Source organism: Streptomyces zhihengii, from assembly GCF_016919245.1.
Taxonomy (GTDB): Bacteria; Actinomycetota; Actinomycetes; order Streptomycetales; family Streptomycetaceae; genus Streptomyces; species Streptomyces zhihengii.
Window position 1 is genome coordinate 335,546 of sequence record NZ_JAFEJA010000002.1, and the last position, 20,963, is coordinate 356,508.

A 20,963-nucleotide genomic window follows, 5' to 3' on the forward strand; every position below is an offset into this window, starting at 1 on the left:
GTACGGGAGGTATCCCGTACGCCCCCGCTGTGCGTTCAGGGGGCGGTCAGCAGTTCGCCGTCGATCACGGTGACGGCCCGGCCGGTCAGCAGGGTGCGGTCCCCGCGCACCGCCGTGCGCACCAGGCCGCCGCGCGCGGAGGCCTGGAAGCCGGTCAGCTCCGCGCGCCCGAGCCGGGCGGACCAGAAGGGCGCGAGCGCGGTGTGGGCGCTGCCGGTGACCGGGTCCTCGTCGATGCCGACCCGGGGGAAGAAGCAGCGCGAGACGTAGTCGTAGGGCGAGGCCGGGTCCTCGGCGCGGGCGGTGGCGATGATGCCGCGTTCGGAGTGGGCCACCAGACCCGCCGTGTCGGGCGCGAGGGCCCGGACCGTGCGCTCGTCCGCGACCTCGACCAGCAGGTCGCCGATGTGCACGCCGGTGTCGAGGGCCGACACGATCCGGGCGCCGAGGGCGCCCGCGAGCGCTTCGGGGGCTTCGACCGGGACCAGCGGCGAGGTGGGGAAGTCCAGCGTGATGCCGTCGGCGTGGGCGGTCGCGGACAGGATCCCGCAGCGCGCGGCGAACCGGACGGTGCCGCCGGCCGCGCCCGTGGTGTGCAGGACGTGGGCGGTGGCCAGGGTGGCATGGCCGCACATGTCGACCTCGGTGGCCGGGGTGAACCAGCGCAGCGCGAAGTCGGCCTCGCCGCCGGGCGGCAGCGGGTGGGCGAACGCCGTCTCCGACAGGTTCACCTCGGCGGCCACCTGCTGGAGCCAGGTGTCGTCGGGGAAGCCGGCGGAGTCGAGCAGCAGGACCCCCGCCGGGTTGCCGGCGAAGGGGCGGTCGGTGAAGGCGTCGACGATTCGGATGCGCATGAGCCGGACGCTAGCGGTCCGCCGAGCGGGCGGGCCAAGGCCAATCCGGGACGGATGGACCGGTCGGCGCTTGTCGTCCGATCGGTTCCGATATATCGTTGACGCATCGCGACAGATCAACGATGGAAGGAGTGCGCGATGCGTTCACCAGGACAGGGACAGGAATTCGGCCAGGGCCGCGAATTCGGTCACGGCCGTGGCCACTGCGGTCCCGGACATCACGGCCGGGGCGAATGGGAGGGCCGCCGTGCCGCGTTCGGCCCGTTCGGACCGCCGTTCGGCGGGCCCTTCGGGGGCGGCCGCGGTCGCGGCGGAGGCCGGGGGAGGGCGCGGCGCGGCGATGTGCGGGCCTCGATCCTCGCGCTGCTGAAGGACCGGCCGATGCACGGCTACGAAATGATCCAGGAGATCGGCGAGCGCAGCGGCGGGGCGTGGAAGCCCAGCCCCGGCTCGGTCTACCCGACCCTCCAACTGCTCGAGGACGAGGGGCTGATCGTCAGCGCCAGCGAGGGCGGCAAGAAGCTCTTCACCCTCACCGAGACGGGCCGCACCGAGGCCGAGTCCGGCCCGGAGGCCCCCTGGGAGGAGGCCGGCCGCGGCGTCGACTGGGAGACGGTCAACGAGATCCGGCAGGCGGGATTCGGGCTGATGGAGGCCTTCGGCCAGGTCTGGAAGACCGGCAGCGCCGAGCAGCGCCAGAAGGCGGTCGCCGTCATCAACGAGGCGCGCAAGAAGCTCTATCTGATCCTCGCCGACGAGGACTGAGCCCGGTCGCCGGCAGGGGCCCCGCACCGCGCGGGGCCCCTGCCGCGCCTTCGGGCCGCCCGGTGTGGGGGCGGCCACCCACGGGCACCCATCGCCCCGTCATCCGCAAGGAGGAGGAACCGGCGGCCCTGCCCACCCTGCGTCGGATGCGCGGATGCTCCCTCGCGAGGACGCTTCGGCCCCGAACGCCTGATGGGGTGGGATACGTGCACAACTCCGCCCCGCGCGTCCCGCGTCAGCCCGCTCCCGGCCACACCGGGACCGACGCCGAGCTCACCGCCGAGCTCGGCGCGGTGGTCGCCGGTGCCCGCCGCAGAGCGCTGCGCGACGGGGACCGGCAGATCGACACGGCCCATCTGCTGCACTCCCTGCTGGAGGCCGACCCCGACGTCCGGGACGCGGTCGGCGACGGACCGCAGGTGGCCCGCGTGCTCGGCTACCTGGTGCAGCGCAGCATCGGCTACGGGCTGCGCTGGCAGGGATCGGTGGAGGACTCCGGCGCACTGCGGGTGATCGGCCGGGGCGAGACCGGATGGTCGCCGTCCGCGTCCGGCGCGATGCGGGGGGCGCTGCTCAGGGCCGGGCTGCGCGGCGAACCGCGTGCCCGCTGCCTCGACCTCCTCGCCTGCGTCGTCGCGGATCCGGACAGCCGGGCGGTCGAGGTGCTGCACCGGGCGGGCATCGACACGGCCCCCCTCTTGGCCCGGATCGCGGAATCGTCTCGACATGCGTCACGGAAGTGACGCTCCTGTCGCGCGCTGACATCATGACCCGATGCACGCGTCTTCGGGAAGAAGCGCCGGACTGGGGCTCGCCCTGGTGTCCGCGCTCGCATTCGGTGGGTCGGGGGTGGCGGCCAAGCCGCTGATCGAGGCGGGCCTGGACCCGCTGCACGTGGTGTGGCTCCGGGTCGCCGGCGCCGCGCTCGTGATGCTCCCGGTGGCCTGGCGCCACCGGGACCTCGTACGCCGCAGGCCCGCGCTGCTCGCGGGCTTCGGACTGCTCGCCGTCGCCGGTGTCCAGGCGTGCTACTTCGCCGCGATCTCCCGCATCCCGGTGGGCGTCGCCCTCCTCGTCGAGTACCTGGCGCCCGCGCTCGTCCTCGGCTGGGTCCGCTTCGTGCAGCGCCGGCCGGTCACCCGCGCCGCCGCCTTCGGCGTCGTCCTCGCCGTCGCCGGACTCGCCTGCGTCGTCGAGGTCTGGGCCGGACTCCGCTTCGACGCCCTCGGGCTGGTGCTCGCGCTGGGCGCGGCGTGCTGCCAGGTGGGCTACTTCGTCCTGTCCGACCACGGCGGCGGCGGGGAGGACGCGCCCGATCCGCTGGGAGTGATCGCCTACGGGCTCCTCGTCGGCACCGCCGTGCTCACCCTCGTGGCACGGCCCTGGTCGATGGACTGGTCGCTGCTCGCCGGCGGAGCGGGCATGGACGGCACCGAGGTGCCCGCCCTTCTGCTCATCGCCTGGATCGTGCTGATCGCCACGGTGGCGGCGTATGTCACCGGCGTGGTGTCGGTGCGCAGGCTCTCGCCGCAGGTGGCCGGTGTGGTGGCCTGTCTGGAGGCGGTCGTGGCGACCGTCCTCGCCTGGGTGCTGCTCGGCGAGCACCTCTCCGCGCCGCAGATCCTCGGCGGCGCCGTGGTGCTCGTCGGCGCGTTCATCGCCCAGTCCCAGGCGCCGAAGGCGCCCTCCGGGCCGGTCGCCGCAGGCGCCGAACAGGCGACGGGCGGCGGGATCGGCGCGCAGGTCGCGGGCGGAGGCGGGGTGGCCGCCGCGGACGGCGGCGGGGCGGCTGCGGCGGAGGGCGGCGGGGCGCCCGCGGCCGGTGGTGGCGGAGGCGTGCGGGTCTGACCGGTGGCGCCGGACGGGGCGGCTGCGGAGGCGTGGGGGTGTGCACGGTGGTGCGCGCGTGGACTGTGGACGAGGGGCTGCGGGTGTGCACGGTGGTGAGCGCGTGGAGGGCGGCGGGTGGTGCGCCCGTCGACGGCGGTCGGTGGTGCGGGCGGGGCGGGTGCGGTGAGGCGGGGGGCGAGTTGTCCGCGGGCCGTCCGGCACCTTAGTGTGCTGCCCATGCATTCGACCGTTCTGCCGCCTCCCGCCGCCTAGCGCGGGCGGCCGTCTCCTGACGAAGACCGGGCTCGGGGTGTCCCCGAGCGGTTCGTCGCTGCCCGCGTGACGGAGCCGAGCGATCAACCCACCCGTTCTTCACCCGGAGACCTACGTGTCGTACTCCTCCGCTGCCCCCGTCGGTGTGCCCGTCGGCCGCAGCCTCGTCTATCTGATCTTCGCCGGTGTCGCCTGGGGCACCGCCGGAGCGGCCGCCTCCCTCGTCTTCGCGGCGAGCGACCTCGGACCGCTCTCCCTCTCCTTCTGGCGCTGCGCGGGCGGCCTGGTGCTGCTGCTCGCCGTGCTGGGCGTCCGGGCCCGCCGCCGCAGGGCCGCCGGGACCGTCACGCCCGTGGTGCCCGAGACCCGGCGCCGGCGCCTGGTGCGCATCCTCGGCACCGGGATCGGGCTCACGGTCTTCCAGAGCGCCTACTTCGCCGCCGTCGAGGCGACCGGGCTCGCGGTCGGCACCGTCGTCACCCTCGGCGCGGGCCCGGTGCTGATCGCCGTGGGCGCCCGTCTCACCATGGGCGAACGCCTCGGCCGCGGCGGCGTCCTCGCCGTGACCGGCGCGCTGGCGGGGCTCGCCGTGCTGGTGCTCGGCGGCGAGGGCGGCACCGTGCGGCCGCTCGGCGTCGTGCTGGCCCTGGTCTCGGCGGCCGGCTACGCGGCGATCACGCTGCTCACGCGCCGGCTCGGCAGGGACGGCCAGGGCGGCGACTCGCTGTCGACGACGGCCTGGGCCTTCGCCATCGGGTCCGCCGGTCTGCTGCCCATGGCCCTCGCCGAAGGGCTGCTGCCGTACACCGCGGAGCCCGCGCGGGTGGTGTGGCTGATGGTGTACGTCGCCGCGGTGCCCACCGCCCTCGCCTACGCCCTCTACTTCGCGGGGGCCGCCGTCGTCCGTGCCGCGACCGTCTCCGTGATCATGCTGCTGGAGCCGGTGAGCGCGGCCGTCATCGCGGTCGGGCTGCTCGGTGAGCAGCTCACCGCCGCGACCGTCGCCGGGACGCTGCTGCTGCTGATCGCGGTGGCGGGGCTGGCCGCGGCCGAGGCGCGGGGGGTCGCGGTACGCCGCAAGGCGACGGCGACCGCCTGACGCCAGCCGGGGGTGCGCGCCGTGGCGCGCACCCCCGGCCCGTCCCGGCCCCCGGAAGGGCCGCACGGCCCTGCGGCGGCGGGCGCGGCGTCCGCATTCGGCCGGAGGTCCGGCGGCGGCGCCCGGGGCGGCGGAGCGCCGGTCCCGGGGCGGCCGGGCGCGGCTGCACCGGCCCGGCCCCGCGGGGCCGGGCCTCCCGGGCCCCGCGCGGCGCGGGAGACCGGTCAGGCGTGGCGCGGGAGGCGGGTCAGGCGTGGGGCGTCAGGTAGGCCGGGAGGGGGACGGTGTCCGTGAGGTCGGCGGACGGGACGGGCGCGCCGTAGGTGCGGGCGACCGGGATCACGCCGGCCCAGTGGGGGAGCCCCATGTCCGCGTCGTCGTCGTTGGGGCCGCCGGTGCGGGCCTTGGCGGAGGCCTCCGTGAGGTCCAGCCGGATCACCGCCGTGGCGGCCAGTTCCTTGGCGTCGGCGGGACGGCAGTCGGCGGAGCGGCCCGCCACCACCTGGTCGACGAGGGCGTCGAGCGCGAGGTTCTTCTCCTGCGGGTCGGTCACCTGGCGGGCGGTGCCGTGGACCACGACCGAGCGGTAGTTGATGGAGTGGTGGAAGGCCGAGCGGGCGAGCACCAGACCGTCGACATGGGTGACCGTGAGGCACACCGGCAGCCCGGGATCGGCCTCGCCCGTCATGCGCAGCGGCCGGGAGCCGGTCGAGCCGTGGACGTAGAGCGCGTCGCCGACCCGCGCGTAGAGCGTGGGCAGGACGACGGGGGCGCCGTCGCGGACGAAGCCGAGATGGCAGAGGTAGCTCTCGTCGAGTATCGCGTGCACCGTCTCCCGGTCGTAGGACGCGCGGTCACGGGAACGGGTCGGCACCGTGCGCTCCGTCGGTCCGTAGGCGGCGGTGTCCGGCGGGGTGTGGTCGGCCATTGCGAACTCCATTGCACTAGTGCATAATCTGCTTTGTGCTAGGAGAGTATCGGATCGCCGGACGGCGTGCATCGGAGATTGCCGCGAGCATCGAGCGCGCGGTCGGCGACGGCGGGCTGGATCCCGGGCAACTGCTGCCGCCCATGCGGGAGTTGGCCGCCACGCTCGGGGTCAACGCGAACACCGTCGCCGCCGCCTATCGCACCCTGCGCGAGCGCGGGGTGATCGAGACCGCGGGCCGTCGGGGCAGCCGGGTGCGGCCGCGCCCGGCCAGCACCCCGCGCAACGCGATCCGCGTCGAGGCGCCGCCGGGGGTGCGCGACCTCGGCGGCGGCAACCCCGACAGGGCGCTGCTGCCGCCGCTGCGCGAGGCGTTCGCGGCCGCCGCGGCCCGCCACGACGAGGCGCCGGTGCTCTACGGACAGGGCCCCGTCGACCCGGAGTTCGCCCGGCTGGCGCGGGCGGCGCTGGACGCGGACGGGGTGCCCGCCGGGCCGCTCGCCGTCACCTCCGGCGCCCTCGACGCCATCGAGCGGGTGCTCGCCGCCCATCTGCGCGCCGGGGACCGGGTCGCCGTGGAGGACCCGGGCTGGGGCAGTCTGCTCGACCTCGTCACCGCGCTCGGCTTCACGGCCGTGCCCCTCGGGCTCGACGACGAGGGCCCGCTCCCGGACGACCTGGAACGCGCCCTGGCCGGCGGCGCCCGTGCGGCGGTGATCACCGACCGGGCCCAGAATCCGACCGGCGCGGCCGTGACCGCCGGGCGGGCCGCCGCCCTGCGGGAGGTGCTCGCCCGGTACCCGGACACCCTTCTCGTCGAGGACGACCACGGGCACGCCATCGTGGAACAGGAGCTGCACGCCCTCGCCGGCACCACGGCGCACTGGGCCTTCGTGCGCTCCACGGCCAAGGCCTACGGGCCCGATCTGCGGGTGGCCGTGGTTACCGGCGACACCGTCACCGTCGACCGGGTGCTCGGGCGGCTCGGCCTCGGGCCCGGGTGGGTCAGCCACATCCTCCAGCAGGCCGTCGCCGGGCTGTGGCGGTCGGCGGCGGTGGATCCGGCGGCCGTCGCCCGTGCCTACGGCGCCCGGCGCCAGGCGCTGGTGGACGCGCTCGCCCGCCGGGGCGTCGCCTCCCACGGGCGCAGCGGGATGAACGTCTGGATCCCCGTCGCCGACGAGACCGGCGTCGTCACCCGCCTGCTGGGCGCCGGCTGGGCGGTGGCGCCCGGGGCGCGGTTCCGGCTGGCGGCGCCGCCCGGCGTCCGTGTCACCGTCTCGACCCTGACGCCGGAGGACATCGAACCGCTCGCCACTGCCCTGGCGGAGGCCTGCCGCCCCGTGCCCGCACGCACCTACGGCTGAGGGGCGCCGTCACCCGCGGAGCGGGGCGCCCCTGCCAACGGCACGGGTGAGCGGTGACCGGGGGCGCCCCCGGCCGCCGCTCACCGCCCGCTCACCGCGTCGCGCCGCAGGCCACCGCGGACTCCGGGGCCCCGGCCGCCACGGTGGCGGGGACCACGGGGCTCGCTACCGGGGCGGCGGGCTCCGGGGCGGCGGGCCCCGCAGCGGACGGCGCCGGAGCCGACGGCGCGGCCCGGTCCGCCGGAGCGCCCGTCGCCGCGGCGGGGGCCGCGGGCTTGGGGCGGCCCTGGGTCAGGGCGGCGCCCACCAGCACGATCAGCGCCCCCACCGGGGTGTTCCAGGACAGCGACTCGTCGAGCACCGCGACTCCCGCGGCCGTGGCGATCACCGGGATGAAGTAGGTGACCATCTGCGCCGTCGTCGGGCCCACTTCGGCGACGAGCCCGTACTGGATCAGCAGCGCCAGCCCCGTGCCGAGCGTGCCGAGGGCCACCACCGCGAGCAGCGGGACGAGCGGGAACGAGGTGGGGACCGAGGTGAACATCGGGGTCACCAGGCCCAGTTGCAGGGTGGCGAGCCCGAGCTGCGCCCCGGTCAGCGAGAGGTGCGAGTGGCTGGAGCCCGCCAGGGTGCGGCGGACGTAGATCCAGCCGATCGGGTAGCTGAGCGAGGCCAGCAGTGCCATCGCCGTGCCCCGGACGTCGAGCCCGGCGAAGCCCTGCCACGCTCCGAGGACGGTCAGCACGCCGAGGAAGCCGAGGCCGAGCCCCGCGACCCGCCGGCGGGTGGGGCGGTCCTCGGAGAGCGCGACGAGCGACAGCGCCATGCCCCACAGCGGGGAGGTGGCGTTGCAGATGCCCGCGAGGGTCGAGGGGATCGTCAGCTCGGCGTAGGCGAAGAGGGAGAACGGCAGGGCGTTCAGCAGGAACGCGGCGACCATGAGGTGGCCCCAGGTGCGCAGCCCCCGGGGCAGCCGGTCGCGGCGCACGGCCATCGCGACCGCCAGCACCGCCGTGCCGAACAGCAGCCTGCCGAAGGTGACCTGGAACGGTGCGTACGCCTCGGTCCCCACCTTGATCAGCAGGAAGCTGAAGCCCCAGACCAGGGAGAGCAGGGCGAAGCGCAGGCGCCAGTCGAGGGCGCGGCGGCGGGCCCCGGGGGGCGGGGTCACGGGGTGGGCGGGGGTGCGGCCGGAGGCGGGTCCGGCGGTGGCTGCGGCGCTCATGGGACCACCATCGCGCCTTACACCTCGTAGAACAAGTGAGAAAAGATGGACCCGTTCCCGTAGCATCGCTTACATGTTGAACCTGGAGCGCCTGCGCACCCTCGACGCCCTCGCGCGGCACGGATCGGTGAGCGCCGCCGCCGAGGGGCTGCACGTCACCACGTCGGCCGTCTCCCAGCAGATGGCCAAGCTGGAGCGGGAGGTGGGCCAGCAGCTCCTCGCCAGGAACGGCCGCGGCGTGCGGCTCACCGACGCCGGGCGGCTGCTGGCCGATCACGCGGCGCGCATCCTGTCCCAGGTCGAGCTCGCGCAGTCGGACATCGAGGCCCAGCGCGGGCAGGTCGTCGGCGAGGTCCGGCTGGGCGCGTTCCCCACGGCCGCGCGCGGCCTGTTCCCCGGCACGGTCGGCGCGCTCCGCGCCCGCCATCCCGAACTGCGGGTGCGGACCAGGGAGATGGAGCCCGAGTCGGGGATCCGCTCGGTGATCAGGGGCGATCTCGATCTGGCGATCGTCCTGGACTGGAGCAACAAGCGGCTGCCCGTGCCCGCCGGGCTCGCGCAGGCCCGGCTCCTCGACGACGTCACCGACGTGGCCATGCCCGCCGGGCACCGGCTCGCCGGCCGCGAGGAGGTCGACCTGGCCGAGTTCGCCGAGGACGACTGGGTGTCCTGGCCGGAGGGGGAGTTCTGCCACGATTGGCTGGTGTTCACCCTGCGCTCCCAGGGCGTCGAGCCGAGGATCGCGCACATGGCGGGGGAGCACCACACCCAGCTCGCGCTGATCGCGGCCGGTCTGGGCGTCTGCGTCACGCCCCGCCTCGGCCGCGGGCCGGTGCCGGAAGGGGTGGCGCTGGTGCCCGTGCGGCAGCGGATGAGCCGGCACGTCTACGCGGTCTGGCGCACGGACGCCGACCGCAGGCCCTCCATCAGGGCGGCCGTCGCGGCCCTGCGGGCGGTGGCGGAGGGGTCCGACTGAGGGTGGCCGTCGCGGTCCTGCGGGCGGTGGCGGAGGGGCCGGGCCGAGGGGCGCCGTCGCACGGCGCCGCGCGACGGTGGCCGGGATGGCCGGCCGCGGCGTGGCCGGGCCCGGCCGCCGGGGACGGTGCGGCCGGTCCGGGGCGCCGCCGACCAGCGCGCCCCGGACGGGCCACCTGGCCGGTCCGGGCCGCGCACCGTGCTCGCGCGCCCCGGACCGGCCGTCCGCGTGATCCACGTCCGCCGTCCGGCGCCTGACCCCGTGCGCTCGGACGGCCCGCGGGTCACGCGAGCCTGATGGAATCCCCCTCCACGACGATCTGGGCCGGCGGCAGCGGCGTGGTCGCGGGCCCGGCCTTCACACTGCCGTCCGTGGCGTCGAACTGGCTGTTGTGGCACGGGCAGTTGATGACTCCGGCGGACACGTCCTTGACCGCGCAGCCCTGGTGGGTGCACTTCGACGAGAACGCCTTGAACAGGCCCGCCTGCGGCTGGGTCACCACGACCTCGCCGACGACCTTCCCGCCGCCCTCCGGGATGTCGGTCGTCTTCGCGATCTCGGCCCCGCCTCCCGTGCCGCCACCCGTCCCGCCGGTGGCGCCCTCGCCGCCCGGCTTGTCGGAGACGGTCTGCCCGGGGTCGTCCGAGCCGCCGCAGGCGGTCATCGCGACGGTGAGACCGGCGCCGCCCACCGCGGCGACGACGGTGCGCCGCGCCACGGTCCGCGGGGTCCCCTGCGATCCGGTCATGTCAGCTCCCTGCTCACGGCCGGCCCTGTGCCGACGGGTTCCTCCTGGTGTACGCGATCTCCCGCCCGGTTGTTCAAGGCTTCACACAATTCTCAGCAACGGTCCCCGGGAGCGGTGCGCTCCGTGGCCTCGGGCGGTGTGGTGCGCGCCCCCGTGCCGTGCCCTCGGGGCGGTGTTGTTGAAGTTTCACGCAACCTGTTACGTTGCACATGCTTGAACTTTCAAGCGCAGTTCCGTATGCCACCGTCCGCGACAGAGAGGCCCGTGCCCCATGTCTGCCGTCCCCCGTACCGCCAGCCTGCCCGCCGACACCTCGGGGGCAGCCGTCCCCTCGTCCCGTGCCCATGACGGAGGACTGCTCCTGCTGCGGCTGGTCCTCGGACTCGCCGTCGCCGCGCACGGTGCGCAGAAGCTCTTCGGCTGGTTCGGCGGCGGAGGCATCGAGGGCACCGGCCAGTTCTTCGCGATGAGCGGCTACCCCTCGGGCGAGACGATGGCCGTGATCGCCGGACTCAGCGAGGTGCTCGGCGGCCTGGGGCTGGCCTTCGGTGTGCTGACGCCGCTGGCCGGCGCCGCCGTCCTCGGCACCATGATCAACGCGATGGCCGTCAAGTGGGGCGGCGGCTTCTTCGCCCCCGAGGGCGTCGAGTACGAGCTGGTGCTCGCGGCCGGGGCCGGGGCGCTCGCCCTCACCGGTCCGGGCCGGATCGCCGTGGACCGCTTCCTGCCGCTCCCCGCCCACCGGTTCGGCCACGGTGTCGCCGCCGTGGCGCTCGGCGCGGTGCTCGCCGGCCTCGTCCTGCTCATCCGCAACTGACCGACCGCGGCCGTCCGCGGCCGACCCCGACCGACCGCGGCCGTCCGCGGCCGAGTGACTGTCCGCGGCCCGCCCGCCCGCCCGTCCGTGACCGGACGCCGGGCCGCGGTCCCGGGTCCTGGTGCCGTCACCGGATGTCGCAGCCTCGTGACAGAACGGGGTGGGGCCCTGCCTCACCCCGTACGCCGCTGTCATGCTCGCACCACAGCAACCTGCGGGTGACAACGGGGAATCGGGGGAGTGCGATGCGAAGCCGCCGTCGGGGAGTGTGGGTCTGTCTGGTCTGGCTGCTCGTCCCGGTCCTCCTGGTGGGCTGCGGGCGAAGAGCCGGCCACGACCCCTCCTCGGACCCCGGTTCCGGCGGGAGCGCGGACCGGGGGTCCTCCGCCCGTCCGAGCGACGGCCCCGGCGATGCCGGCGACGGTCCCGGACCGGGCGACGTGCCGCTGCCCGGCATCGAGGTCGGCGGTTCGGACGGCGGCGGTTCGGACGGCGGCGGTGAAACGGGTGGCGGTGAAACGGGTGGCGGCGGGGACGGTGCGGAGCAGCCGCCCCCCGAGCCGGCCGACGCGACGGAAGCGGCGTTCCGCGCGGTGGTCCAGGGCACCTGCCTGCCGGTCCACCGGGACGGCGCCGAGTGGAACGTGCCGGTGCCGCCGAGCGCCGTCTCCTGCCGCAGCGAACGGGCCGGGCTGTTCCAGGTCACGCGGACCGGCGACGCCGCCGTCTCCTGTCCCTCCGGCACCGGCCGGGACACCTGGAGCCACCGCTCCGCCGTCAGCGGCGAGACCACGACGCTCTGCCTCAACCGGGTCTGGGTGCGCAACTACTGCGTCCTCGCCGAGCAGTCGGGCGACACCGTCACCTCCATCGGCGCCTCCACCGCGGCCGGCTGCGACGACACCCGGGTGCCCGTCCCCTACAACCAGGTGATGGTCGTCGACGCCGTCTACCGGGCGCCCGCCGGGGCCACCGCGGACCACTGCCGCACCGGCAGCGGGGACAACCGGCGCTACTGGTCGCTGATCGCCGACGACGGGGCCACCCTGGTCTGCTTCCGCGCCCGCTCCTGAGCATCCGCGGCCGAGGGCCGGCGCCGCGCCGGCCGTCCTCCCCGTTCCGTGGAATCCCGGGGCGGGGAGGCCGTATAGCCTGGCGAAATGCTTACAGAGGTCACAGCGACCCGTTACGTCACACCGCTGCGTGAGGGCGGCTCGCTCCCCGGGATCGTCGAGGCCGACGATCTCGGCACGTACGTCATGAAGTTCACCGGTGCCGGCCAGGGCCGCAAGACACTGGTGGCCGAGGTGATCTGCGGCCGGCTCGGACAGCGGCTCGGACTGCGGGTGCCCGAACTGGCCGCGATCCGGCTGGATCCGGTGATCGGGCTGTCCGAGCCCGATCAGGAGGTGCAGGAGCTGCTGAAGGCCTCCGGCGGGCTCAATCTCGCCATGGACTTCCTCCCCGGCTCCCTCGGCTTCGACCCCCTCGCATACGAGGTGGACCCGGCCGAGGCGGGCCGGGTCGTCTGGTTCGACGCCCTGATCAACAACGTCGACCGGTCCTGGCGCAACCCCAACATGCTCGTCTGGCACGGGGACCTGTGGCTCATCGACCACGGGGCGACGATGATCTGGCACCACAACTGGCCGGGCGCCCGGGCGTCCGCGGCCAAGGCGTACGACGCCTCCGACCACGCGCTGGCCCGCTTCCGCCCCGACGTCGCCGCGGCCGCCGCCGAGCTCGCCCCCCTGGTCACCGAGGACGTGCTCACCGCCGTCGCGGCCGACGTGCCCGACGACTGGCTGGTCGGCGAGCCGGGCTTCGGGACGCCCGACGACGTGCGCCGCGCCTATGTCGAGGCACTGCTCGCGCGGGCCGGCTCCATCCACGAGCGCATCACCCTGAACGCGCCCAGCACCCCGCGGACCCCGCAGCCGCCCGGCTGGCTGACCGGCCACGGGAAGCCGTGGCCCCACCCGACGAAGCAGCGGACGACCGCGAAGGGCGCCGAGCAGTGAACGACCGGGACGTATTCGAGTACGCGCTGCTGCGCGTGGTGCCGCGCGTCGAGCGCGGCGAGTGCTTCAACGCGGGCGTGGTCGTGTACTGCCGGGCGAAGTCCTTCGTCGCCGCCCGCACCCACCTCGACCCGGACAAGCTCCGGGCGCTCGACCCGCACGCCGACCTCGCCGGCGTGCGCGCCGCGCTGGGCGCCGTCGAGGGGGTCTGCCGGGGCGGCGACGACGCGGGCCAGGCCGGCGGGGACGACGCCGGGCGGCGTTTCCGCTGGCTGATCGCGCCGCGTTCGACGGTGGTGCAGCCGGGGCCGGTGCACACCGGGCTCACCGGGGACCCGGCGGCGGAGGTCGAGCGGCTGCTCGATCTGCTGGTGCGCTGACGTCCGCCGGACCGGGGCGCGCGGAGCCTGTGTGGGCGACGCCGCGCCCCGTCGCCGTTGACACCGGGTGCCAGGGCTTCTAGCGTCCTTCCTGTCGAGGTACTAAGCGGTTGCTCAGCCCTGGTGGCGGAGAGCCCGCCGGACCCCGGCAGTCGTGATGTGACGGGCTTCAAGGGCGAGGAGAACCAGAATGTCCACCACCGAGCAGCGTGTGGCTGTCGTGACCGGAGCCGCGCGGGGCATTGGCGCCGCCACCGCACTCAGGCTCGCGGCCGAGGGACGCGCGGTCGCGGTACTCGACCTCGACGAGGCGGCCTGCAAGGACACCGTCGAGAAGATCACCGCGGCGGGCGGCAAGGCGATCGCCGTCGGCTGCGACGTCTCGGACAGCGCCCAGGTGGAGGCCGCCGTGGCGCGGATCGCCGCCGAACTCGGCGCGCCGACCGTCCTCGTGAACAACGCCGGCGTGCTCCGCGACAACCTGCTCTTCAAGATGAGCGAGTCCGACTGGGACACCGTCGTCAACGTGCACCTCAAGGGCGCCTTCCTGATGGCGAAGGCCTGCCAGAAGCACATGGTCGACGCCGGATTCGGCCGTATCGTCTCGCTCTCCTCGTCCTCCGCCCTCGGCAACCGCGGCCAGGCCAACTACGCCGCCGTCAAGGCAGGTCTCCAGGGCTTCACAAAGACGCTCGCCAAGGAACTCGGCAAGTTCGGCATCACCGCGAACGCCGTCGCCCCCGGTTTCATCGTCACCGAGATGACCGCGCAGACCGCCGAGCGCGTCGGCATGGGCTTCGAGGACTTCCAGGCCGCCGCCGCCACCCAGATCCCCGTCCAGCGCGTGGGCCGCCCCGAGGACGTCGCGAATGCGATCGCCTTCTTCGCGGGCGACGACGCCGGATTCGTCTCGGGCCAGGTCATGTACGTGGCCGGCGGCCCGCTCAACTGAACGGGGGACGGCGGACATGACGGGAGAGATCGTGGACAGCGGCAAGGTCGCCCTCATCACCGGCGGCAGCCGGGGCATCGGCTACGGCGTCGCCGAGGCGCTGGTCGCCCGCGGCGACCGCGTGTGCATCACCGGCCGCGGTGAGGACGCGCTGAAGGAGGCGGTGGAGCGGCTGGGCGCCGACCGGGCCATCGCGGTGCCCGGCAAGGCGGCCGACGAGGGCCACCAGGCGGCCGCCGTGGCCGCCACCATGGAGGCCTTCGGCCGGGTGGACTACCTGATCAACAACGCGGGCACCAACCCGGTCTTCGGCCCCATGGCCGAGCTCGACCTGAACGTGGCGCGCAAGGTCTACGAGACCAATGTGATCTCCGCGCTGGGCTTCGCGCAGCAGACCTGGAAGGCGTGGCAGAAGGACAACGGCGGTGCGATCGTGAACATCGCGTCCGTCGCCGGCGTCTCCGCGTCGCCCTTCATCGGCGCCTACGGCATGAGCAAGGCGGCCATGGTCAACCTGACCCTCCAGCTCGCGCACGAGTTCGCGCCGATCGTGCGGGTCAACGCCATCGCCCCCGCGGTGATCAAGACCAAGTTCGCCGAGGCGCTCTACGAGGGCAGGGAGGCCGAGGCGGCCGCCGCCTACCCGCTGGGCCGGCTCGGCGTGCCCGAGGACATCGGCGGAGCGGCCGCGTTCCTCACCTCCGCACAATCCGACTGGATCACAGGGCAGACGCTCGTCGTCGATGGGGGTATCTTCCTCAACGCGGGTGTGCACTGACGCCACCGCATCGGACCGCTTCGGCGCGGTCTGTTCCTGAATGATCCAAGTGCCCCGCCCGGACTGTCAGATGGACCCGGCGGGGCGCTGCGGTATGGTTCGCCGACCCATGGCTGAACGAGGAGCGTGCACGTGTTCTACCGGACCTGTCTGCAGGCCGCTGCAGCCCTAGCGTCCATATCTCTGCTGGCGGGATGCGGTGTCTTCTCCGACGGGGACGACGGCGGCAAGCAGGAGATAGCCGTCGGTACGACCAGTGAGCCGAGTACGCTCGATCCCGCCGCGGCCTGGGACGGCTCCTGGGAGCTCTACCGCAACGTCTTCCAGACGCTGGTGAGCTTCCCGACCGGTTCGACCACCCCGCAGCCGGACGCGGCCCAGGGGTGCCGGTTCACGGACACCTCCAACAAGGTCTTCGAGTGCAAGCTCCGGTCCGGGCTCAAGTTCACCAACGGCGAGGCCCTCGACGCCGCCGCCGTCAAGCACTCCATCGACCGCATCCGCACCATCGACGCGGAGAGCGGGCCCACCGGTCTGCTCGGCTCCCTCGACCGGGTCACCGTCTCCGGGGACGACACCGTCACCTTCCGCCTCAAGACCCCGGACGCCACGTTCCCGTTCATCCTGGCGACCCCCGCCATGTCGATCGTGCCGCCCTCGCAGTACCCCGCGGACGAGCTCCGCAAGGACGGCAAGCTCACCGGCTCCGGCCCGTACGCCCTGGAGTCGTACACCAAGGGCAAGAGTGCCGAGCTGACCCGTTTCGAGGGGTACAAGGGCTTCGCCAAGGTCAGGAACGAAGCCGTCACGATCCGGTACTTCCAGGACTCGGACGTGATGATGAAGGCGCTGAAGGACCGGACGATCGACGCGATCAACCGCGGTCTCACCGCCGAGGAGGTCGTCGAGCTCCAGGAGAAGAAGCCTGAGGTCGCCCACCTCCAGCTCGTCGAGACCGTCGGCGCCGACATCCGCTACCTGGTCTTCAACCCCGAGGACCCGAAGGCCGGCAAGCTCGCCGTGCGCCGCGCGGTCGCCCAGATCATCGACCGGGGCGCGCTCGTCCAGAAGGTCTACCACGGCACCGCCGAGCCGCTGTACTCCATGGTCCCCAAGGGCATCGCCGGGCACACCACGGAGTTCTACGACCGCTTCGGCGAGCCCAACGCGGCCAAGGCCGAGGAGATCCTCGAGGACGCCGGCATCACCGCGCCGGTCTCGATGAAGTTCTGGTACACCACCGACCGGTACGGCTCCTCGACCGCCCCCGAGTTCGCCGAGATCAAGCGGCAGCTGGAGGACACCGGCCTCTTCCGGATCACCCTGGAGGGCAAGCCCTGGACCGAGTTCCAGGCGGGCTACCAGGGCGGCGAGTACCCGGTCTTCGGCCGCGGCTGGTTCCCCGACTTCCCGGACCCGGACAACTTCATCGCCCCCTTCGTGGGCGCCAAGAACGTGCTGGGCACCCCGTACGAGAGCCCCGAGATCACCGAGCAGCTCCTGCCGCAGTCCCGCCGCGAGAGCGACCGCGGAGCGGTCACCGGCCAGTTCGAGCGGGCGCAGGAGATCCTCGTCGACGACGTGCGGCTGCTGCCCCTGTGGCAGGGCAAGCTGTACGTGGCGGCCAGCGAGGAGATCGGCGGCGGCGAGAACGCGCTCGACCCGCAGACCGTCATGCAGATGTGGGAGCTGTACCGCAAGAAGAGCTGGTGACCTGAGTGTCAGTGGTGGCGGGTAGGTTCGGGGACGCCGGTTCCGGGATCCCGGAACCACCCGTCCACCGGAGGTTGTTGACGTGACCGACACCGACATGCTGCCCGAGTCCTGGCGCGGCGTCCTCGGCGAGGAGCTCCAGAAGCCGTACTTCGCGGAGCTCACCGAATTCGTCGAGAAGGAGCGGGCGAACGGGCCGGTCTACCCGCCCCGCTCCGAGGTGTTCGCCGCGCTCGACGCCACCCCGTACGACAAGGTGAAGGTCCTCGTCCTGGGCCAGGACCCGTACCACGGTGAGGGCCAGGGCCACGGTCTGTGCTTCTCGGTCCGCCCCGGTGTGAAGACGCCGCCCTCCCTGCGCAACATCTACAAGGAGATGCAGGAGGAGCTCGGCCTGCCGGTGCCCGACAACGGCTATCTGATGCCCTGGGCCGAGCAGGGCGTCCTGCTGCTGAACGCGGTGCTCACGGTCCGCGCCGGCGAGGCCAACTCCCACAAGGGCAAGGGCTGGGAGAAGGTCACCGACGCGGTGATCCGCGCCGTCGCCTCGCGCCCCGACCCGGCGGTCTTCGTGCTCTGGGGCAACTACGCGCAGAAGAAGCTGCCGCTGATCGACGAGAGCCGCCATGTGGTCGTCAAGGGCGCCCACCCCTCGCCGCTCTCGGCGAAGAAGTTCTTCGGATCCCGTCCGTTCACCCAGATCAACGAGGCCGTCGCGGCACAGGGCCACGAGCCGATCGACTGGCGCATCCCGGACATCGGCTGAGCCGGCGCCCCGTTCACACCGCCGGCTGACAGGTTCGGGCCCGACCGCCCGAGCCTGTCCGGGATTGCCCGGACGGGCGGTTAGCGTCAGGACCGCGGCAGGGTGCCGTGCGGACGCGGGAGGCCGTCGTGACGGAACAGCAGCAGGCGCCACAGGACGCGGTGACGACCCGCATCGGGCAGGCGGTCATGCTGCTGCACGGCGGGGACCGGGAGGAGGCGAGGAACCGCCTCGCGCTGATCTGGTCGGAGATCGCCGACGCCGGTGACGCCCTCGACCGGTGCACGCTCGCGCACTACATGGCCGACGCCCAGGACGACCCCGACGACGAACTCGCCTGGGACCTGCGCGCCCTGGCCGCCGCGGACGGCGCCGACGAGGCGGTCGCGGTCCGGGTGTTCTACCCCGCGCTCCACCTCAACCTCGCCGCCGACTACGTCAGGCTGAGCCGCCCGGCGGCCGCCCGGGACCACCTGGCCCGGGCGCGCGCGGCGAGCGGCGCCCTGGCGGACGACGGGTACGGCCACGGGGTGCGTGCGGCGATCGACCGTCTGTCGCACACCCTGGGGCCCGCCTGACCGCCGCCGGCCGCGTCTTCGGCGCCGCGGCGCCCACCGCTCCCGTGCCCGTACGTGTGCCCGTCATCGCCGTACCTCCGCTCCGTGCGTGCCCCGGGGGGCGCCGGTGCGCAGCGCGGTCTCCAGGGCGTCCCGGGCGGGGCCGGGGAGGAGCTGCGGATCCCCCTCCGCGGGCGTGGTGGCCGCGGGTGCCGGGGCGGGGGAGGGCGGCGGCGGTGCCGCGGGCACCGGCACACCGCCGGTGGTCGTCCAGGCCGCCAGCCCGATCAGGAGCGCCACTGTCGTCTTCGTTCGCTGCACCCGCGCAACTCTGCTGTGCGCGCGGGGGGTTGCCGGGGAGTACGGGCCGTGAATGGCCCGCACGGGTGACGCGTTTTTCGGCCGACCCGGCGGGGGTGGCTCATTCGCCGGTCACACCGTCGATCGCCTCGCGCAGCAGGTCGGCGTGGCCGTTGTGGCGGGCGTACTCCTCGATCATGTGGGTGAGGATCCAGCGCAGGTTGAACGGCTCGCCCCGGCGTGACTTCCGGACGGAGAGGTCGTCGAGTCCGTGCGCGGCGGTCACCTCGCGGGCGGCGGCGACCTCCGCCCGCCAGTCGGCGAGGGTGGCCTCCCAGGTGGTCTCCCCGGTGGTGCGGAAGTCGCCGTCCGGGTCCTCGTCGGAGTAGTAGAGGGGCTCGATCTCCTCGCCGGCCATGACCATGCGGAACCACCAGCGCTCCACGTCGGCGACATGGCGCACCAGGCCCATCAGGGTCAGCGTCGACGGGGTCACCGACGGGGTGCGCAACTGCGCGTCGGTGAGCCCCTCGCACTTCATCAGCAAGGTGTCCCGGTGGTACTCCAGGAAGCCGGTCAGCATCTCGCGTTCGGCGGCGGTGGTCTCGGGCTCGGTGCGCTTGTCGGTCGTCATGGCCGTCATCCTGATCGACCCGGCCCCCCGGTGGCCAGCGGTTATTCCGCCCGCCCGGTGCCGAGCATCCCCCGCAGCAACTCGTCGAACCCGGTCCGCAGTTCCTCCGGCGAGGGGACGGCGCTGTGGTACGAGCCGATGGCGCAGGAGAGCATCAGCCCCTCGCACCACGCCACCAGCGACAGCGCGTGGCGTTCGGGCTCCGCCGAGCCGCCCGCCGCCATCAGCGCGACCAGCGGCTCCCGGAAGCGGGCCCCGGTGTTGTCGTAGAAGTCGCGCAGCTCCGGCCGGCGGCCGGCCTCCAGGGCCAGCTCGTAGCGGGCGACGAGCAGGTCGGGGTGCCGGGTCAGATAGCGGTGGAGGGCGAGCGCCATGGCCTCCACGAGCGGGGGCCGCCCGCCGGCGGGGGCGGGCATCCCGTCGATGGTCAGCACCGCCGCCTCGCGCTCGGCGAGCCGGCGCACGGCGGCCTGGAGCAGGGCGAGCCGGGTGCGGGCGTGGTTGGAGGTGGACCCCTGGGGCAGACCGGCCGCCTCGTCCACCGCGCGATGGGTCAGCCCCCGCATCCCGCGCTCGGCGAGCAGGGCGAGCGCGGTGTCGGCGATCAGCTCGGTGCGGGCGGCGCCGGAGGGGTGGGGGGCGGTGCGTGCGGCCATGGGGGCAATCTACCGCGATCACTACACCTGTAGTACGGTGGCCGTGTCACTACAGGTGTAGTTTCGGCATCGAGGAGCAGCCATGTCCGGATCCAGCGCGGCCGCGCGCGCCGTCGTCGTCGGCAGCGGAATCGGCGGACTCACCGCGGCGGTCGCCCTCCACCAGCGGGGCTGGGAGGTCACCGTCCTGGAGCGGGCGCCCTCCCTGCGGCCCGTCGGCGCGGGCATCGCGCTCGCCCCCAACTCCCAGCGCGCGCTCGACGTCATCGGCCTCGGCGAGGAGATCCGCTCCCTCGCCGCCTGGCAGGGCGCCGGCGGCATGCGCACCCCCGCCGGGCGCTGGCTCTCCCGCACCGACGCCACCGCCGCGGCCGAACGCTTCGGCGGCCCCCTCGTCCTGCTGCACCGCTCGACCCTCGTCGAGCGCCTCGCCGCCCGGCTGCCCGACGGCGCCGTCCGCACCGGCTGCCCGGCCGGGCTCGCCGACCCGGGCACGGCCGGCGGCGCCCCCGCCCGCGTCACCACCCCCGACGGCGACATCGAGGCGGAGCTCGTCGTCGGCGCCGACGGCATCCACTCCGGCGTCCGCCGCGCGCTCTTCCCCGCCCACCCCGGCCCCCGCTACTCCGGCTTCACCACCTGGCGCGTCGTCGTCCCCGCCCCCGAGGCCCCCTTCGCACCGCACGAGACCTGGGGCCCCGGCTCCCTGTGGGGCACCCAGCCGCTGGCCGACGGCCGGGTGTACGCCTACGCCGCCGCCGTCGCGCCCGAGGGCGGGCGCGCCGCCGACGAACAGGCCGAACTCCTCGGCCGCTTCGGCCACTGGCACGACCCCGTCCCGGCCGTCATCGCCGCCGCCTCACCCGGCACGGTGCTCCGCAACGACGTCCACCACATGATCGACCCGCTGCCCGCCCACCACCGCGGCCGCACCGCCCTCGTCGGCGACGCCGCCCACGCCATGGCCCCCACCCTCGGCCAGGGCGGGAACCAGGCCATCGAGGACGCGGTCGTGCTCGCCCACCACGCGCCGCCCGGCGGGGACCTCGGGGCCGGGCTCGCCGCCCACAGCGCCGTCCGGCTGCCGCGCACCACCGCCGTCGTGCGCAAGTCCGCTCAGGTCGCGCGGATGATGGCGCTGCGCGGCGCGCCCGCGGTCGCCGTCCGCGACGCCCTCATGGCCACCGTCTCCCGCCTCGGGCCCGGCCTGGTCCTGCGCACCTTCGACGGCATCGCCGACTGGCGCCCGCCGCAGCGCACGTATGCTTCCGGGGCACACGGCGTGCACGACGGACGGCCGGCGCAGCACTGACGCCGAGGCCGG

Annotated in this window: 23 protein-coding genes; 16 read left to right on the plus strand and 7 right to left on the minus strand. The window is 74.4% G+C overall.

Annotated elements, in window-relative coordinates; genetic code table 11:
• Nucleotides 1–35 precede the first annotated feature (35 nt).
• Entirely contained in the window at nt 36–854 is an 819-nt protein-coding gene (locus JE024_RS29670) for a PhzF family phenazine biosynthesis protein (protein ID WP_205377038.1), read from the minus strand.
• Between the two features lie 138 nt (nt 855–992).
• On the opposite strand from JE024_RS29670, the gene JE024_RS29675 reads away from it, so the two are divergent.
• From JE024_RS29675 to JE024_RS29690, 4 genes are all read left to right on the plus strand, one after another.
• Nucleotides 993–1,619: a PadR family transcriptional regulator gene (locus tag JE024_RS29675; RefSeq protein ID WP_205377039.1), complete on the plus strand. Its 627-nt coding sequence runs from the start codon at nt 993–995 to the stop codon at nt 1,617–1,619.
• A 206-nt stretch (nt 1,620–1,825) separates the two neighbouring features.
• Nucleotides 1,826–2,362, plus strand: a complete 537-nt coding sequence (locus JE024_RS29680) for a Clp protease N-terminal domain-containing protein (RefSeq protein WP_244883255.1) — start codon at nt 1,826–1,828, stop codon at nt 2,360–2,362.
• Between the two features lie 31 nt (nt 2,363–2,393).
• Nucleotides 2,394–3,467 (plus strand): EamA family transporter, encoded by a 1,074-nt coding sequence (locus JE024_RS29685; protein WP_244883256.1) that lies wholly within the window; start codon nt 2,394–2,396, stop codon nt 3,465–3,467.
• 370 nt (nt 3,468–3,837) lie between these two features.
• Entirely contained in the window at nt 3,838–4,821 is a 984-nt protein-coding gene (locus tag JE024_RS29690; protein ID WP_244883257.1) for a DMT family transporter, read from the plus strand.
• A gap of 247 nt (nt 4,822–5,068) precedes the next feature.
• Here the strand turns inward: JE024_RS29690 and JE024_RS29695 are convergent, their stop codons facing one another.
• On the minus strand, nt 5,069–5,749 hold the full coding sequence (locus tag JE024_RS29695) for a pyridoxamine 5'-phosphate oxidase family protein (RefSeq protein WP_372449883.1): 681 nt from the start codon (nt 5,747–5,749) through the stop codon (nt 5,069–5,071).
• Nucleotides 5,750–5,784: 35 nt separating this feature from the next.
• On the opposite strand from JE024_RS29695, the gene JE024_RS29700 reads away from it, so the two are divergent.
• Complete coding sequence (locus tag JE024_RS29700) at nt 5,785–7,116, plus strand: aminotransferase class I/II-fold pyridoxal phosphate-dependent enzyme (protein ID WP_205377042.1); 1,332 nt, start codon at nt 5,785–5,787, stop codon at nt 7,114–7,116.
• A 91-nt stretch (nt 7,117–7,207) separates the two neighbouring features.
• Here JE024_RS29700 and JE024_RS29705 read toward each other — a convergent pair whose 3' ends face one another.
• Nucleotides 7,208–8,341, minus strand: a complete 1,134-nt coding sequence (locus tag JE024_RS29705) for a DMT family transporter (RefSeq protein WP_244883258.1) — start codon at nt 8,339–8,341, stop codon at nt 7,208–7,210.
• Nucleotides 8,342–8,414: 73 nt separating this feature from the next.
• Here JE024_RS29705 and JE024_RS29710 point away from each other — a divergent pair, with 73 nt between their 5' ends.
• Nucleotides 8,415–9,317 (plus strand): LysR family transcriptional regulator, encoded by a 903-nt coding sequence (locus tag JE024_RS29710; protein WP_205377043.1) that lies wholly within the window; start codon nt 8,415–8,417, stop codon nt 9,315–9,317.
• A 283-nt stretch (nt 9,318–9,600) separates the two neighbouring features.
• On the opposite strand, the gene JE024_RS29715 is transcribed toward JE024_RS29710, so the two are convergent.
• Nucleotides 9,601–10,065, minus strand: a complete 465-nt coding sequence (locus JE024_RS29715) for a Rieske (2Fe-2S) protein (RefSeq protein ID WP_205377044.1) — start codon at nt 10,063–10,065, stop codon at nt 9,601–9,603.
• A gap of 271 nt (nt 10,066–10,336) precedes the next feature.
• On the opposite strand from JE024_RS29715, the gene JE024_RS29720 reads away from it, so the two are divergent.
• The 9 genes from JE024_RS29720 to JE024_RS29760 all read left to right on the plus strand — a co-directional run bounded on the left by JE024_RS29720 (nt 10,337) and on the right by JE024_RS29760 (nt 18,070).
• A complete protein-coding gene (locus JE024_RS29720) occupies nt 10,337–10,882 on the plus strand; it encodes a DoxX family protein (RefSeq protein WP_205377045.1) in 546 nt (181 codons plus the stop codon).
• Between the two features lie 245 nt (nt 10,883–11,127).
• Nucleotides 11,128–11,955, plus strand: coding sequence for a hypothetical protein (locus JE024_RS29725; RefSeq protein WP_205377046.1), 828 nt, complete (start codon nt 11,128–11,130; stop codon nt 11,953–11,955).
• A gap of 87 nt (nt 11,956–12,042) precedes the next feature.
• Nucleotides 12,043–12,903, plus strand: a complete 861-nt coding sequence (locus JE024_RS29730) for a HipA family kinase (protein WP_205377047.1) — start codon at nt 12,043–12,045, stop codon at nt 12,901–12,903.
• Entirely contained in the window at nt 12,900–13,283 is a 384-nt protein-coding gene (locus tag JE024_RS29735; protein ID WP_205377048.1) for a DUF3037 domain-containing protein, read from the plus strand. The genes JE024_RS29730 and JE024_RS29735 overlap by 4 nt, the downstream gene beginning before the upstream one ends.
• A 190-nt stretch (nt 13,284–13,473) precedes the next feature.
• A complete protein-coding gene (fabG, locus tag JE024_RS29740; RefSeq protein ID WP_205377049.1) occupies nt 13,474–14,235 on the plus strand; it encodes a 3-oxoacyl-ACP reductase FabG in 762 nt (253 codons plus the stop codon).
• Between the two features lie 16 nt (nt 14,236–14,251).
• Nucleotides 14,252–15,013 carry an SDR family oxidoreductase gene (locus JE024_RS29745; protein WP_205377050.1) on the plus strand — a complete coding sequence of 254 codons (762 nt, stop codon included), beginning with the start codon at nt 14,252–14,254 and terminating at the stop codon, nt 15,011–15,013.
• A 132-nt stretch (nt 15,014–15,145) separates the two neighbouring features.
• Nucleotides 15,146–16,726: an ABC transporter substrate-binding protein gene (locus tag JE024_RS29750; RefSeq protein ID WP_205377051.1), complete on the plus strand. Its 1,581-nt coding sequence runs from the start codon at nt 15,146–15,148 to the stop codon at nt 16,724–16,726.
• A gap of 82 nt (nt 16,727–16,808) precedes the next feature.
• Nucleotides 16,809–17,492, plus strand: a complete 684-nt coding sequence (locus tag JE024_RS29755; RefSeq protein WP_205377052.1) for a uracil-DNA glycosylase — start codon at nt 16,809–16,811, stop codon at nt 17,490–17,492.
• Nucleotides 17,493–17,620: 128 nt separating this feature from the next.
• Nucleotides 17,621–18,070 (plus strand): hypothetical protein, encoded by a 450-nt coding sequence (locus tag JE024_RS29760; RefSeq protein WP_205377053.1) that lies wholly within the window; start codon nt 17,621–17,623, stop codon nt 18,068–18,070.
• A gap of 63 nt (nt 18,071–18,133) precedes the next feature.
• Here JE024_RS29760 and JE024_RS29765 read toward each other — a convergent pair whose 3' ends face one another.
• The 3 genes from JE024_RS29765 to JE024_RS29775 all read right to left on the minus strand — a co-directional run bounded on the left by JE024_RS29765 (nt 18,134) and on the right by JE024_RS29775 (nt 19,639).
• A complete protein-coding gene (locus JE024_RS29765; protein ID WP_205377054.1) occupies nt 18,134–18,370 on the minus strand; it encodes a hypothetical protein in 237 nt (78 codons plus the stop codon).
• 100 nt (nt 18,371–18,470) lie between these two features.
• On the minus strand, nt 18,471–18,992 hold the full coding sequence (locus JE024_RS29770; RefSeq protein ID WP_372449884.1) for a DinB family protein: 522 nt from the start codon (nt 18,990–18,992) through the stop codon (nt 18,471–18,473).
• 32 nt (nt 18,993–19,024) lie between these two features.
• Nucleotides 19,025–19,639 carry a TetR/AcrR family transcriptional regulator gene (locus tag JE024_RS29775; RefSeq protein ID WP_205377056.1) on the minus strand — a complete coding sequence of 205 codons (615 nt, stop codon included), beginning with the start codon at nt 19,637–19,639 and terminating at the stop codon, nt 19,025–19,027.
• Nucleotides 19,640–19,721: 82 nt separating this feature from the next.
• On the opposite strand from JE024_RS29775, the gene JE024_RS29780 reads away from it, so the two are divergent.
• Complete coding sequence (locus JE024_RS29780; RefSeq protein ID WP_205377057.1) at nt 19,722–20,951, plus strand: FAD-dependent monooxygenase; 1,230 nt, start codon at nt 19,722–19,724, stop codon at nt 20,949–20,951.
• The last annotated feature ends 12 nt before the right edge of the window (nt 20,952–20,963 follow it).